Raw genomic sequence first — 14,985 nt, forward strand, 5'->3', positions numbered from 1 at the left:
CTCTTTGTGTATTAAATTTTCAAATTCTTATTGTTTAACATTCCAGCAAACATTGTATGATACATATCCTTAGATGATTCTTCTATTTGAGTAATACTTGATATTTTATTTCCCGCATCCTTTGATGATGCTCCACAAAGATAAAAGACTTCATTTTCTGTCCCAAAATCTAGTGCAATATATTTATCGTGGTATTTTTTATCGGATACCTTCAGATTCAGGTCTATATTAGGATAATCTTTTCTAAAATCATCTAAAATATTTTTTGTAAGCATATCTTTATTTCTTACATTATCGCTAAAAACTATGATTTGTATGTTATCTCTTGCAGCCCTTAAAAGTTCCAAAGTTTTAAGCCCTATATAGTTATCTATAACATAAATGCTTTTCTTTGCTGACTTATATATTTTTGTATAGGCAACATCTGCTTCTATCTTATCTCCATTCAGCAAAAGAAAATGCTTGTAGGTGTTACTATCTATAAAATTATCCATTACCTTTTTCAAATCTTCTTTTGTTGCCAAAGTGCTAATTTTATCGTTTATATTTGCTATTTCTTTTGAATGCTGCATTATATCATTTGTATTTTGGCTTGTTTGCAATAACAGTTGCGTCATTTCTTTTGAACTAAGAAAGTCTCTATTTTCAACAATGAAGTCTTTCATCTGCTTGAACATTCGTATTAAAGCCTTGCTCTGTTTAACTGCCAGTTCTCCCCTTAATACAGTCATAAGCATATAGATGCCCTGTTCTGTGAAAACATATGGCTTGTATTTAATGTTACTGCCTCTGCCTTGCGCTTTGTTCAAGGTCGCAAAATGCGACCTTGAACGTTCATATACTTGCCCATCGTTCAAGGTGCCAAAACGGTACCTTGAAAGTTCATATACTTCTTCACCGGTTAATTGAAACATAAAATCGTCATCAAATTTTTCAATATTCCTTTTAACCTGTTCGTTAAATCTTTTTGTAGAGTATCCATAAATTTCAGCTAAATCCGAATCAAGCATAACTTTTTGATTTCTTATATAGTGAATCTTACTTTTAATCGTAGTTTCATCTATTATCACAATCTCTTTCTTCTCTTCTGCCATAATGCCCCCAACATTATCTAAATATCTTTCCCAATACGCCACGTACTGCGTAACTTTTACTGCGTAACTTTTTTAAATCAACTGCGCCAGCAACAAATAAACAACATCGTGCGTAGATTTATTAGTTTTTGAGCTGAATTAATAGGTAGGATGCATCTATGCTCTATTTCAGCGTCTCTTATCATACGTATCATTTCGTTGTTAGTTTTAGGCATACTACTGAAGTTATTTGAGAATACGATGAATAGACAATAAATTTATAACATTGTGGTTAAAAGGTGTTGTAGTACGATTCATGTGTTACTCATGCAGTAAGCCGACTGCGCCAGTGTCCGAAAGTAGGCAAAATCAGACACGCACGCAGAAACAGTACTGCACTAGTGTCCCAAAACAAGCAAAATCAGACACGCACGCAGAAACAGTACTGCACTAGTGTCCCAAAACAAGCAAAATCAGACACGCACGCAGTTAATGCTCGCGCAGATTGCGCGCTCGCTTGCGAAACTCGCGTTGAAAGCACACTGTGCTTTCAACTTAAGCGAGTTTCCGCTCCGAATTGCTTTCGCGCGCTACGCTCTATGCGCGAAAGCAGGTCGTCACGCTGCCCAGTAACGAAAAAACGGCATTATACGTTATTAACGCAGAAAGCATACTGTGCCAGTAACAAAATGGGGCTTCAAGCCCGAAAGCTTGAAGCCCCATTTTTATATCAGACTAGCGTCACTCAGCTTCGTCGCCGTAATCACCCTGACCACCCTGATCATCAAGGTAATCATCTGGATTAAAGTCGTCGCCGAGCTTCATGTCGCCAAAATCAATGTTGGAGAAGTCAACATCGCCCATATCGCTCTCACCGAAGTTCGAAGGCGTGCTATCTGCACCACCCAAACCAAAGTTCGGATAAATAGAGTCACGCACCTGAGGATCCGGCTCCACGTTAGCGTTGCGGTAACGCGCCAAACCGGTACCAGCTGGGATGAGCTTACCGATAATCACGTTCTCCTTCAAGCCCTTGAGGTCATCTTCCTTCTGGCTTAAGGCGGCCTCAGTAAGCACGCGCGTAGTCTCCTGGAACGATGCTGCAGAAAGCCAAGAATCCGTAGCCAAAGAAGCCTTGGTAATACCCATAAGCTCTGGTCGACCAGCAGCAGGCTTGCCACCGTTCTTAACGGCAGCCAAGTTTGCCTCACGGAACTTTGCCTGATCCACAAGCTCACCTGGAAGAAGATCCGTATCGCCAGAATCGATCACCGTAATACGGCGAAGCATCTGGTGCACAATAACTTCAATGTGCTTGTCGTGAATATCAACGCCCTGAGAACGGTAAACGTTGTGAACTTCTTCCACAATATTCACCTGAGCTGCGCGCGGACCAAGGATTCGCAAAATCTTCTTAGGATCCACAGAACCCTCAATCAGCTGCGTACCAACGTCAACATGCTCGCCATCCTTTACCAGCATTGGCGCACGACGCGTCACAGGGTAAACGATTGGCTCAACCGTAGTGTCGTCTGGAGTCAAAGTCACCTGACGACCATGGTCAGTATCCTCAACCTTCACAACGCCTGGGAACTCAGCGATTGGAGCCTCACCCTTAGGAGTACGAGCCTCGAAAAGCTCCGTAACACGAGGAAGACCCTGAGTAATATCAGAAGCCGAAGCGACGCCACCAGAGTGGAAGGAACGAAGCGTAAGCTGCGTACCAGGCTCACCAATGGACTGTGCTGCAACAATACCAACAGCCTCGCCAACATCCACGAGTCGGCTCGTAGCCAAGGACCATCCGTAGCACTTTGCGCAAACGCCGCGCTTAGATTCGCAAGTAAGCACAGAACGCGCCTTAACTTCCTCAACGCCGTGCGCAACCAAATCGCGCAAAACGTCCATAGAAAGCGCATCTCCGCACTTTGCCAAAACTGTAGTGCCGTCAGCAGGATCGAGCACGTCTGCAGCAAGCAAGCGCGAGTATGGACCGCCATCAGCAGCCTTAACAAGCGTCAAATTGCCGTTTTCGTCGCGATCAGCAATCTTCATCATAAGACCGCGCTTAGTGCCACAATCTTCTTCGCGAACGATTACTTCCTGCGAAACGTCCACAAGACGACGAGTCAAGTAGCCAGATTCTGCCGTACGAAGTGCGGTATCTGCCAGGCCCTTACGAGCGCCGTGCTGGGAGATGAAGTACTCCAACACAGACAAGCCGTCGCGGTAGTTTGACTTAACAGGTCGAGGAATAATCTCGCCCTTAGGGTTTGCCACGAGGCCTCGCATACCAGCAATCTGGCGAATCTGCATCCAGTTACCACGTGCGCCTGACTGAACCATGATGTTCACGTTGTTGTCGTCGTGGAAGTTTTCGCGCATTGCGTCTGCAACCTTGTCGGTGCATTCAGTCCACAAGTTAATCAACTCTTGACGACGTTCTTCGTCGGTAAGAAGACCCATATCGTACTGGGAGTTGATTTTTGCAGCCTGATCCTCGTAATCTTGCGCGATTTGTTCGCGATTTGGAGGAAGCACAATGTCGGAGAATGCCATCGTTACGCCAGACCAAGGAGCGCGAGTAAAGCCGAGATCCTTCAAAGCGTCGAGTGTTGCTGCAACTTGAGCTGTAGAATAGCGGGTTGCAATTTCGTCGACGATCTTAGAAAGTACGCCCTTTGGCACCTGCTCGTTTACGAACGGATAGTCGACTGGCAAAGTTCCGTTGAACAAAATGCGTCCGCAAGAAGTTGCAAACAGTACAGTTCCGTCCTTAAAACGCTCTTCGCGCACAACGTCCGGGCTGCCTGGCTCAGGGTCGACAACCTTAAGCTCAGCAGGCTCCCAATTCTTTGGCAATACGAAGTCTGCAGGAACTCGAATCAGCACCTTAGCTTGCATGTCAATCTCATGCTTGTCGAGAGCCATTTCAGCTTCAGCAAGCGAGGAGAAAATACGACCCTGACCCTTTGCTCCGTCAATTACGGTAGACAAGTAGTAAAGACCCAGAATCATATCCTGAGAAGGCATTGTAACGGTGTGACCGTCTGCTGGCTTCAAGATATTGTCGGAAGCCATCATCAAAGTGCGTGCTTCGGCTTGAGCTTCTGCAGAAAGCGGAAGATGCACTGCCATCTGGTCACCATCGAAGTCTGCGTTGAATGCTGCGCAGGCAAGTGGTGGCAGGTGGATTGCTTTACCTTCAACCAAAATTGGCTCAAATGCTTGAATACCCAAGCGGTGAAGTGTAGGTGCGCGGTTAAGAAGCACAGGATGCTCGGAAATAACTTCCTCCAAGACGCCCCAAACTTCGGAGTCGCCGCGGTCAACCAAACGCTTTGCGCTCTTCATATTCTGAGCGAAGCCCTGATCTACCAAACGCTTAATAACGAACGGCTTAAACAGCTCCAATGCCATTGGCTTTGGCAAACCGCACTGATGCATGCGAAGGCTTGGACCAACGACGATTACGGAACGGCCGGAGTAATCAACACGCTTACCGAGCAAGTTCTGACGGAATCGACCTTGCTTACCCTTAAGCATGTCGGAAAGCGACTTTAATGGTCGGTTGGATGCGCCGGTTACTGGGCGTCCGCGGCGACCGTTGTCGAAGAGCGAATCGACTGCTTCCTGAAGCATGCGCTTTTCGTTATTAAGCATGATTTCAGGAGCGCCGAGCTCAATAAGTCGCTTCAAACGGTTGTTACGGTTGATTACGCGACGGTACAAATCGTTCAAATCGGAAGTTGCAAAACGACCACCATCGAGCTGAACCATTGGTCGCAAATCTGGTGGGATTACTGGAATTACGTCCAAAACCATAGCTTCTGGCTTGTTTCCAGTAGTCAAGAATGCGTTTACAACCTTCAGTCGCTTCAAAGCGCGAGCCTTGCGCTGACCGGTTCCGTTGTCGATTTCTGCGCGAAGCTCCTCTGCGGCAGACTTCAAATCGAAGTCCTGCAAACGCTTCTTAATAGCTTCAGCACCCATGCAGCCTTCGAAGTAGTCACCGTAGCGATCTTCCATCTCGCGCCACAAGTCAACGTCGCCTTCCATGTCTCCGGCACGCAAGCCCTTGAAGCGGTCGAACACGGCATTCAAACGCTGAATCTGCTCGTCGTAACGGGTGCGAATAGCAGACATTTCGCGTTCTGCACTAGCGCGCAGCTTAGATTTTGCAGCACCTTTGCTTTCGCCAGATTCTTCCAGCTCGTGCAAGTCTTCTTCAACTTTCTTTGCGCGCGCTTCAATTTCGTTATCGCGGCGCTTGCGAAGGTTGCCGATTTCGGTATCGAATTCGTCTTGCAAATCTGGAAGATCTTGATGACGCTGTTCTTCGTCGACTTTCGTAACCATGTAGGCTGCGAAGTAGATTACTTTTTCAAGATCCTTAGGTGCAATGTCGAGCAAGTAGCCCAAACGGCTTGGCACACCCTTGAAGAACCAAATGTGCGTTACCGGAGCTGCAAGCTCAATATGACCCATGCGTTCGCGGCGAACGCGGCTGCGGGTAACTTCCACGCCGCATCGCTCGCACACGATTCCCTTAAAGCGCACGCGCTTATATTTGCCGCACGCGCACTCCCAATCGCGAGTTGGACCGAAGATCTGCTCACCGAACAGACCGTCCTTCTCTGGCTTTAGGGTACGGTAATTAATGGTTTCTGGCTTCTTTACTTCGCCGTGGCTCCAGCTACGGATATCTTCGGCGGTGGCCAGTCCAATCCTCAGTTTGTCAAATGCGTTGACGTCCAGCACTCTTATCGTCCTGTCTCATGAAATTGTTTTCTAATGTTTCTTAATTTCTTAAAGTGTGTTCGTTACCGAATCACTGGTATTCAGGTTCAACAGCAATCTGATCTTCCTTGGCGGACGAATCTGGTCGAGCGCCAATATTGAAGCCAAGATCGTCGGAAGATGAAACTGGGTCGTCCTCTTCATCCTTCATGTCGATTGCAACGCCTTCAGCGTTCAACACTTCAACATTAAGGGAAAGCGACTGCATTTCCTTAAGCAACACCTTGAAGGATTCAGGAATGCCAGCTGGTGGCAGGTTATCGCCCTTGACGATAGCACCATACACGCGCACGCGACCGTCGACGTCATCAGACTTCGTAGTCATCATTTCGTGCAATGTGTAAGCAGCACCATAAGCCTCGAGCGCCCACACTTCCATTTCGCCGAAGCGCTGACCGCCGAACTGAGCCTTACCACCCAACGGCTGCTGGGTAATCATGGAGTAAGGACCAGTGGAACGTGCGTGAATCTTATCATCAACCAAGTGATGCAGCTTCAAAATGTACATGTAGCCCACAGAAATTGGCTTCGGGAATGGCTCACCAGTACGACCGTCGAATAAGGTTGCCTTACCGTCGGAGCCAACAAGCTTGTCACCATCGCGATTTGCGAGTGTTGTAGAAAGCAAGCCCTTCAAAGTTTCTGGGCGCACGCCGTCGAATACTGGTGTTGCAACTGGAGTGCATGGATCGCCATGCTCAGCACCTTGCGGCACGTACTTCTTCCAAGCTGCTTCCAAGTCTGGATCCAAGTTAATATCCCAGCCAGCGTGAGCAATCCAACCCAAGTGAAGCTCGAGCACCTGACCCAAGTTCATTCGAGAAGGCACACCCAACGGGTTAAGCATGATGTCAACTGGAGTACCATCAGCCAAGAATGGCATATCTTCTTCTGGCAAAATGCGGGAAATAACACCCTTGTTGCCGTGACGACCGGAAAGCTTATCGCCTTGCGTAATCTTACGATGCTGAGCAATGTAAACGCGAATCATTTGGTTCACGCCGTTTGGAAGCTCGTCACCGTCGTCTTCAGCGTCTTCACGAGTGATTTCCTTAACTGCAATCACAGTACCAGTCTCACCGTGTGGCACGCGCAAAGAAGTATCGCGCACTTCGCGGCTCTTTTCACCGAAGATTGCACGAAGCAAACGCTCTTCTGGAGTAAGCTCGGTTTCGCCCTTAGGAGTTACCTTACCAACCAAAATATCGCCGGCTTCGACTTCAGCGCCGATGCGAATAATGCCGCGCTCGTCAAGATTTGCAATCGCATCTTCACCAACGTTTGGCAAGTCACGAGTAATCTCTTCGGAACCAAGCTTGGTTTCACGAGCGTCGATTTCGTATTCTTCAATGTGAATAGAAGAAAGCGTATCATCTTGCACAAGACGCTGGGAAATAATCACAGCATCCTCGTAGTTGTAACCGTTCCAAGGCATGAATGCAACGAGCAAGTTCTTACCCAATGCAAGTTCGCCCTTTTCGGTTGCAGGACCGTCTGCCAAAACAGTACCAGCTTCAACACGCTCGCCATCTTTAATAAGCGGCACTTGGTTGTAGCAAGTAGTCTGGTTAGAACGCTGGAACTTTGAAAGCTTGTAGCTGGACTGAGTTCCATCGTCGTTCATAACGCGAATAATATCTGCAGAAACGTAAGTTACTACGCCCGGCTTTTCAGCCAAGATTACGTCGCCAGAATCAACTGCTGCACGCCATTCAGAACCGGTACCAACAAGTGGTCGCTCCGACTTAATAAGCGGCACAGCCTGACGCTGCATGTTCGTACCCATCAATGCACGGTGACCTTCATCGTGCTCCAAGAATGGAATCAAGGAAGCACCAAGGGAAACCATCTGACGTGGGGAAACATCCATGTAATCTACAGTGCTTACAGGCACATCGACTGCTTCTTCTTCGTCCACGCGAGCAAGTGCTTGAGTGCCAACGAAGTTGCCGTTTTCGTCGAGTTCCTGGTTTGCTTGAGCAATAACGTGCTCGGCTTCGCGGTCTGCAGTCATGTATTCAACTTCGTTAGTTACGTGACCATTCACAACCTTGCGGTATGGGGTTTCGATGAAGCCGAATGGGTTGATGCGTCCGAAGGTTGCCAAAGAACCGATAAGACCAATGTTTGGACCTTCTGGGGATTCGATTGGGCACATACGTCCGAAGTGGGATGGGTGCACGTCTCGAACTTCCATAGAAGCGCGATCGCGAGAAAGACCACCAGGACCAAGTGCGGAAAGACGACGCTTGTTCGTAACGCCTGCCAAAGGATTGTTTTGATCCATAAACTGGCTGAGCTGGGAAGTTCCGAAGAATTCCTTAATAGTTGCGTTTACTGGACGAATGTTAATCAAGGACTGAGGAGTAATTGCCTCTGCATCCTGAGTTGTCATACGTTCGCGCACAACGCGCTCCATGCGGCTTAAGCCGGTACGAAGCTGATTCTGCACAAGCTCGCCAACCTGACGAATACGACGGTTGCCGAAATGATCGATATCGTCAACGTCAACGCGCAACTGCACGTCTTGACCGTCGCGCTTACCTGGGAAGGTTTTTTCGCCGGAATGCAACGTTACCAAGTACTTAATAGTTGCGATAATATCTTCGCGGTTCAAGCTACGATCGCTGTAATCTGCTTCAATACCGAGCTTGCGGTTGATCTTATAGCGACCAACGCGAGCCAAATCGTAACGCTTTGTGTTGAAGTAGAAGGAATCGAGAAGGTTGCGACCAGCTTCTGGAGTTGCAGTATCTGCAGGGCGAATCTTACGGTACAAATCGGTAAGTGCATCGTCTTGCGTTTCGATAGGCTCTTTTGCGAGCGCATCCAAAACAAGTGGGTATCCTTGGAAAGCATCGGCAATTTCGTCTTTCGTCATGCCAATAGCCATAAGGAATACGATTGCAGACTGCTTACGCTTGCGGTCAACGCGAACGCCTAAAACGTCACGCTTGTCGATCTCAAATTCCAGCCATGCACCGCGGCTTGGAATAATCTTCGCACCGAAAACATCCTTGTCGGAAGTGCGATCCTGCGTGCGATCAAAATACACGCCTGGAGAGCGCACAAGCTGCGAAACAATTACTCGCTCGGTGCCGCCAATAATAAAAGTACCGTGTGGAGTTTGAAGTGGGAAATCACCCATGAAAACAGTTTGGCTCTTAATTTCACCAGTTTCGCCGTTTTCAAACTCAGCATTCACATAAAGTGGAGCAGAATAGGTGTAATCCTTTTCCTTGCACTCGAGCACAGTGTGGCGTGGCTCTTCAAAGTATGGATCAGAGAATGTGAGACTCATTGTCTCAGCAAAGTTCTCAATTGGGGAAATCTCCTGGAAGACTTCATCGAGACCAGAAACATGAGGCACGGTGTGAGTTCCGTTTGCTTCATCTTCTGCAACGCGCTTCTTCCAGCGTTCAGAGCCGATCAACCAATCAAAGCTGTCGGTTTGCACGCCGAGGAGGTATGGCACATCAATAGGCTCACAAATGGAGCCAAAATTCACACGATCTGACGCTTTATGCAACTTAATATCATGTTCGTCAGCACGTGCGATGACTTTCGTGGTGCTCGTCATAGCTTGTTCAGCAGCCAATGGACGTTCCTTTATCACTCGCTAGTTAACTATTTAATCTTTGAAAAACTAAAGAAAATCGCGGCAAACGAAACTGCCAAATAAGCAAGTTGCGATGCGCGGGCGCCTTCTTCGGTTCCATGAGCATGCCCGCTATATGACACACCTTACACAGAACCTCTACTTTACCAAAAACTAAAGACTTCCTTATTAATAAAAAAAGTCCGCTCTAGCGCTTGCAATTTCTGGGATGCTTAATATTCTCTACTTCAGTGGAACGAATATTCGTGTGGTGAGATTTGAGATTTTTCGCACTGAGCGAGGCGAACGTCAGAGCCGTAGGCTGCTGATTCGCCGAGTGAAGAAGAAAAATCGAAAAATCTCTGCGATAAGGCACGGTTATTAACGAATTAGCATGCAGAGTTTGGGGGATTTCTTTACGAGCACTAAAAGAGGACTGCGCATTGACTTGCCGGAGCGCTTAAAGCGTAGTGCGCGGAGGCACTTCAATGCGGAAACTCGCTAAAGTTGGAAGTCCAGTGGACTTCCAACGCGAGTTTCGCAAGCGAGCGTAATAAAACGCGAGCTTATCGTTAAAAAAGTTTAAGAATAGAGCGACGAAGGAACGCTCACGCGCAAAGCGCGCTCGCTACTGAGCTTGCGTTGAAAGCACACCGTGCTTTCAACTTGAGCAAGCTCACGCTCCGAGTTGCTTTCGCGCGCACAATGCTGCGCTCAAGCAGGTCGTAGCACATGCGAGGAGAGAAATCCCCCAAAACTCGCGCCACGGCAAACGATACAAGTTGCGAGTAAACTAAATACGTTACGATTACGAAGTTACGTAAAGATACTTAAAAAGCTAAGGAATAGCATGAATAACAGCGAGAATACGCAAGAAGCCGCAGCCAAAACCGAAAAGCAAACAGAAGCACACAAAGCAGCAGCAAGCCGCGTAGAGCAAATGTACGAGTACGGCTACCGCAAATCAAATTATGGCCCAGACGAGCTTGTAACCGACGCTCACGGAAATCCAATTAGCGTTATGGACGCAATGCTCAGCGCCGACGACGCAGCGCGCGCAGAAACGCACACTCCTCACCTTTGCTTCTACTCCCCTCGTATTCCAGGAAATACAGGTTCCGCAATTCGACTTTGCGCTGTAACTGGCACTATTTTGCACTTGGTTGAGCCGCTTGGTTTTAATTTGCACGATACTAAATTACGTCGCGCAGGCTTGGATTATCACGATATGGCTCACGTTGTTTTGCACCCAAATTTTGAGAATTTAGTTGAGTCAATGCCAAATTCGCGAATTATTGCGTTTACTGCGAATGCTACGAAACTTTACACTGAAATTGAATATAAGCCGAACGATATTCTGCTTTTTGGACCAGAACCAGGAGATATTCCTGATCCAATGGATGTTATGGCAGGCCCGCACGTGGCAGAGCAGGTGCGTCTTCCTATGCGCCCGTCACTTCGTAGTTTGAATCTTACAAATTGCGCTTCTATTGCAGTGTATGAAGCGTGGAGACAACTCGGTTTTACAGGCGGAAAGTAATCACAAAAGTATACGACGTTTACATAATTAAGCATGCAACAAGATTCACAATCTCTCCCCGAAGAACATCTCACCGAAGAAACTTCTCAGCCATTGCGCGAATTGGCAACACTTACGCGCGATAATGTTGCACTTTTTTGGCATAGTTGCGCACGCGATTTGCCTTGGAGGTTTGGGCACACTACCCCTTGGGGTGTGCTTGTGTGTGAAGTAATGAGCCAGCAAACGCAAATGAGCCGTGTTGTACCCTATTGGCTCACTTGGATGCAAACTTGGCCAGATGCACAATCACTAGCTCACGCTACGAGTGCTGAAATTATTACAGCTTGGGGTTGCCTCGGCTACCCTCGACGCGCGTTACGTTTACAATCTTGTGCTCAAGTTGTAGCAACAAGATATCGCAATAAGCTGCCATGCACCTATGAAGAACTTATTGCCTTGCCAGGTGTAGGCGATTACACAGCAAGTGCAATACTCAGCTTTGCTTATGGCAAGCACATTGCGGTGATTGATACAAATATTCGCCGCGTACTTATGCGCGCTTTTACTGGAACTGAATCGCATGGTGGCAGCACAACGCAATCTGACCGCGAGCTTGCTGCCGCAGTATTGCCAGAAGATAATCATGTTACTGCTGCCACTGCTAACGCTACTAACACCACCAACACTACCTGCACTTCATCCGTTTGGAATCAGGCAATTATGGAAATTGGTGCTACCATTTGCACAGCACGATCTCCGCAATGCACTGCATGTCCTTTGCAAACATGGTGCCGTTTCAAAGCTGCTGGATTTCCAGGTCTTGGCCGCCATACCCGCCCCCAGCAGCATTTTGCCGGCACTAATCGGCAAGTGCGCGGCATTATTTTGCAGGCATTGCGTGAAGCACATAAAAAACAGCAGGTATTGCAACGTTGCGAGATCAATAATTTATGGTCGAATCAAACACAACTTGGCGAATGCATTGCTTCGCTCGATCATGACAGTCTTATCACTATATTGCCAGATGGCACTTTAGCATTACCTTAAGTAACTAACTCATTACGCTGCTTTTGTAACTCTTTAATTAACAGCTTAATTACTTTGTATGAGAGTCTACCTTGTGTAGTGAGTACAGTTCATCTCATCGACTTATGTATTACAATGGTAAATATGTCAATGCCAACTACGTCACCACGTGAGCCGCATCGCAATGCGAGTGCAACATCGGTTCGCAACCCGATGCGCAAACCCGTGCGTAAGACCGTACGTAACATGAGCGCAGCAAAACGAAGAATGTATCGTCGTCGCAGAATTGTTGTCGGTATTGCTTTGTTGCTTTTGATTATGTTGGCAATATTTTGTGTTATTAGCTTGAGCAAGGGTATTGCCGCTATTAGTAAAGCGATTGCTGGTCATGAAGTTACCATTGTTCGTCATTCAGTGCCAGACCCCCGTCCTGTTGGATTAACACCTCATTGCACTGATAAAGATATTCGTCTTGAGCTTTCTACTAAGTCACAAACTGTTCCTATGGGCGGTAGTGTTGAGTTGACAGAACGATTTGTGCACGAAGGAAACTCTTCTTGCCTTATTGACGCATCGGATATGAATGCTGTTCTAACTATTAATAGTAGTGAAGAAGTTACGCAAGGTAAGCAAGAAACTAAAGATAATAAAAAGAAAGATAATAAAGACAACAAAGACTTTAAAGACGCAAGTAAGAGCGTTGACTACTTATCACATGCAGTATGGCGTTCTGATAGTTGTGACACTGCATTAAAGCCGCTGCTTATGGCGAAGGGTGATCATTTCGAAAAGAAAATCACTTGGAATACCAATACTACCGTCGGAAAAGGCTGTGTTGCAGATGACGATTTACCGAAGGTGGATCGCGGCACATACGTTGCGCGGCTTGAGCATAAGCGCGTGCCAGGGCTTCACAGCGAGCCAGTGATCATTAATGTGCAGTAGGATTTATGCGTGCGACGACCTGCCGAAGCGCTGCGCTCGTTTTTGTGGACTTATGTGGGGTGTAAGTCCCCAATTGCGCGCATGTTCTCCGGCATTTGCGCTGACGACTGCACCAGTAACGAAAAAACGGTGACGCTCGCGCGGGTAACGCGCTCGCTACGAAACTCGCGTTGGAAGTCCCCCGGACTTCCAACTTAAGCGAGTTTCCGCTTTGAAGGAGCTTGAAATCCTGTGATTTCAAGCTCGGTCAAAGCGCACGCTAATTCTTGAAGCTGTGTACTGGAGCAGGAATACGTCCACCGCGAGTTACGAAAGCTTCGCAGCTTGTTTGGTTTACTGGCATAATCGGCGCATATCCCATTAATCCGCCGAAGTTCGCCATTTCGCCTACACCTTTTCCAATTACTGGAATAATTCGCACAGCGGTAGTTTTTTGATTAATCATGCCGATTGCAGATTCATCCGCAATCATGCCAGAAATCGTTGCAGCGGAAGTGTTTCCAGGAATTGCAATCATGTCAAGACCGACTGAGCAAACGCAAGTCATTGCTTCAAGCTTTTCAATAGTCAAGCAGCCAGACTTCGCAGCAGCAATCATATTTGCATCTTCCGAAACGGGTATAAACGCTCCAGAAAGACCGCCAACATAGCTACTTGCCATAATGCCGCCCTTCTTAACTTGATCGTTCAGCATAGCGAGCGCTGCAGTTGTGCCGGGAGCACCAACCTGATCCAAACCGATTTTCTCAAGCACTTCGCCAACAGAATCGCCAACTGCAGGAGTTGGAGCAAGCGACAAGTCTATAATTCCAAACGGCACACCAAGCCTGCGAGAAGCCTCTTGCGCAACCAACTGACCTACGCGAGTAATTTTAAACGCAGTGCGCTTAATAGTTTCGCACAGAAAAGCAAAGTCTTTCCCTCTAGCAGCATCGAGTGCACTCGAAACAACGCCAGGACCAGACACGCCAACATTGATCACAGCATCGCCTTCAGTTACACCATGGAAGCCGCCTGCCATGAACGGGTTGTCGTCCGGAGCATTGCAAAAAGCCACGAATTTAACGCAACCGTAAGAATCGTTTCCAGCTGTAGCTTCAGCAATCTTTTTAATCGTACGTCCGAGCAGCTCTACGCAATCCATGTCTATACCGGTTCGTGTTGAGCCAACATTCACAGACGAGCACACAATTTCCGTCTCACTTAAAGCTTGCGGAAGCGACTCAATAAGCATGCGGTCTGCTGCAGTCATCGACTTTGCTGGAAGCGCAGAATACCCACCAATTAAATCAACTCCAACAGTGTGTGCTGCTCTGTCTAATGCGTGCGCAATTTGCACAAAATCTTCAGGCTTTTTACAAGATGACGCTCCAACAAGCGAAATCGGAGTTACAGTAATTCGCTTGTTTACAATTGGAATTCCGTAGTCGCGCGAAATATCGTTGCCAGTTTTTACTAAATCTTTCGCAAGACGTGTGATTTTTGCTTCAACTTTACAACAAACGTCCTGCACGTTTTCGCAAGCGCAATCTAGTAGGTTGATTCCCATGGTGATTGTGCGAACGTCGAGCTGTTCTTGCTCAATCATCGAATTAGTTTCGCTTACTTCCATCAGGTTGAGCATTATGTACTTCCTTACGTTTACTTAGATTGCTGCGGATTTTAGATTCTGTGCATTGCAGTGAAAATATTGCTACGCTGGCAGCGAATACGCACGCCAATTTCGTCTCCTAGCGTTTCTAATCCTGCAGCAAAATTGCCAAATTCGCAATCAACAGTAGACACGTCAACAATCATCATCATGTTGAAGAATCCGTCGACAATTGTTTGAGAAATATTCAAAATATTTACATTATGCTCGGCAGCATGTGAAGTAACTTTTGCAATAATACCAACGGTATCGCAGCCGACAACGGTAATAATCGCCCTGAAAGCATCAGATTGCAACGCTTCTTGCGATTCATTATTCTCTGCAACTGCTGTTGTGTTATTGGCGACCATATTTGCCTCCTGCCGTTTTG

The 14,985-nt window shown here is 47.2% G+C and carries 8 protein-coding genes; 3 read left to right on the top strand and 5 right to left on the bottom strand.

What is annotated here, in order from left to right; translation table 11 throughout:
* Positions 1-11 precede the first annotated feature (11 nt).
* From HXT57_RS05305 to rpoB, 3 genes are all read right to left on the bottom strand, one after another.
* On the bottom strand, positions 12-1,094 hold the full coding sequence (locus HXT57_RS05305; RefSeq protein ID WP_116440671.1) for an ORF6N domain-containing protein: 1,083 nt from the start codon (positions 1,092-1,094) through the stop codon (positions 12-14).
* 720 nt (positions 1,095-1,814) lie between these two features.
* The gene (locus tag HXT57_RS05310) at positions 1,815-5,834 is read right to left on the bottom strand and encodes a DNA-directed RNA polymerase subunit beta' (protein WP_103013812.1); all 4,020 of its coding nucleotides are present in this window, start codon (positions 5,832-5,834) and stop codon (positions 1,815-1,817) included.
* 70 nt (positions 5,835-5,904) lie between these two features.
* Complete coding sequence (gene rpoB / locus HXT57_RS05315; protein ID WP_033888523.1) at positions 5,905-9,453, bottom strand: DNA-directed RNA polymerase subunit beta; 3,549 nt, start codon at positions 9,451-9,453, stop codon at positions 5,905-5,907.
* An 868-nt stretch (positions 9,454-10,321) separates the two neighbouring features.
* Here rpoB and HXT57_RS05320 point away from each other — a divergent pair.
* From HXT57_RS05320 to HXT57_RS05330, 3 genes are all read left to right on the top strand, one after another.
* A complete protein-coding gene (locus tag HXT57_RS05320) occupies positions 10,322-11,011 on the top strand; it encodes a tRNA (cytidine(34)-2'-O)-methyltransferase (protein ID WP_012914445.1) in 690 nt (229 codons plus the stop codon).
* 33 nt (positions 11,012-11,044) lie between these two features.
* A complete protein-coding gene (locus HXT57_RS05325) occupies positions 11,045-12,040 on the top strand; it encodes an A/G-specific adenine glycosylase (protein WP_421783493.1) in 996 nt (331 codons plus the stop codon).
* A gap of 114 nt (positions 12,041-12,154) precedes the next feature.
* Positions 12,155-12,964: a hypothetical protein gene (locus HXT57_RS05330; protein WP_219705480.1), complete on the top strand. Its 810-nt coding sequence runs from the start codon at positions 12,155-12,157 to the stop codon at positions 12,962-12,964.
* A gap of 259 nt (positions 12,965-13,223) precedes the next feature.
* Here the strand turns inward: HXT57_RS05330 and HXT57_RS05335 are convergent, their stop codons facing one another.
* Both HXT57_RS05335 and HXT57_RS05340 read right to left on the bottom strand, forming a co-directional pair.
* Entirely contained in the window at positions 13,224-14,588 is a 1,365-nt protein-coding gene (locus tag HXT57_RS05335) for a PFL family protein (protein WP_012914448.1), read from the bottom strand.
* Between the two features lie 38 nt (positions 14,589-14,626).
* Positions 14,627-14,965, bottom strand: coding sequence for an ACT domain-containing protein (locus HXT57_RS05340; protein ID WP_102155642.1), 339 nt, complete (start codon positions 14,963-14,965; stop codon positions 14,627-14,629).
* Positions 14,966-14,985: the final 20 nt, after the last annotated feature.

This window comes from Gardnerella sp. KA00771 (assembly GCF_049244045.1).
Lineage (GTDB): Bacteria > Actinomycetota > Actinomycetes > Actinomycetales > Bifidobacteriaceae > Bifidobacterium > Bifidobacterium swidsinskii.

Excerpts from the sequence above, each read along its gene's own strand:
- HXT57_RS05305 (WP_116440671.1), bottom strand. The coding sequence starts at position 1,094 with ATGGCAGAAGAGAAGAAAGAGATTGTGATAATAGATGAAACTACGATT.
- HXT57_RS05320 (WP_012914445.1), top strand. The coding sequence starts at position 10,322 with ATGAATAACAGCGAGAATACGCAAGAAGCCGCAGCCAAAACCGAAAAG.
- HXT57_RS05325 (WP_421783493.1), top strand. The coding sequence starts at position 11,045 with ATGCAACAAGATTCACAATCTCTCCCCGAAGAACATCTCACCGAAGAA.
- HXT57_RS05340 (WP_102155642.1), bottom strand. The coding sequence starts at position 14,965 with ATGGTCGCCAATAACACAACAGCAGTTGCAGAGAATAATGAATCGCAA.
- HXT57_RS05330 (WP_219705480.1), top strand. The coding sequence starts at position 12,155 with ATGGTAAATATGTCAATGCCAACTACGTCACCACGTGAGCCGCATCGC.
- HXT57_RS05335 (WP_012914448.1), bottom strand. The coding sequence starts at position 14,588 with ATGCTCAACCTGATGGAAGTAAGCGAAACTAATTCGATGATTGAGCAA.
- rpoB (WP_033888523.1), bottom strand. The coding sequence starts at position 9,453 with ATGACGAGCACCACGAAAGTCATCGCACGTGCTGACGAACATGATATT.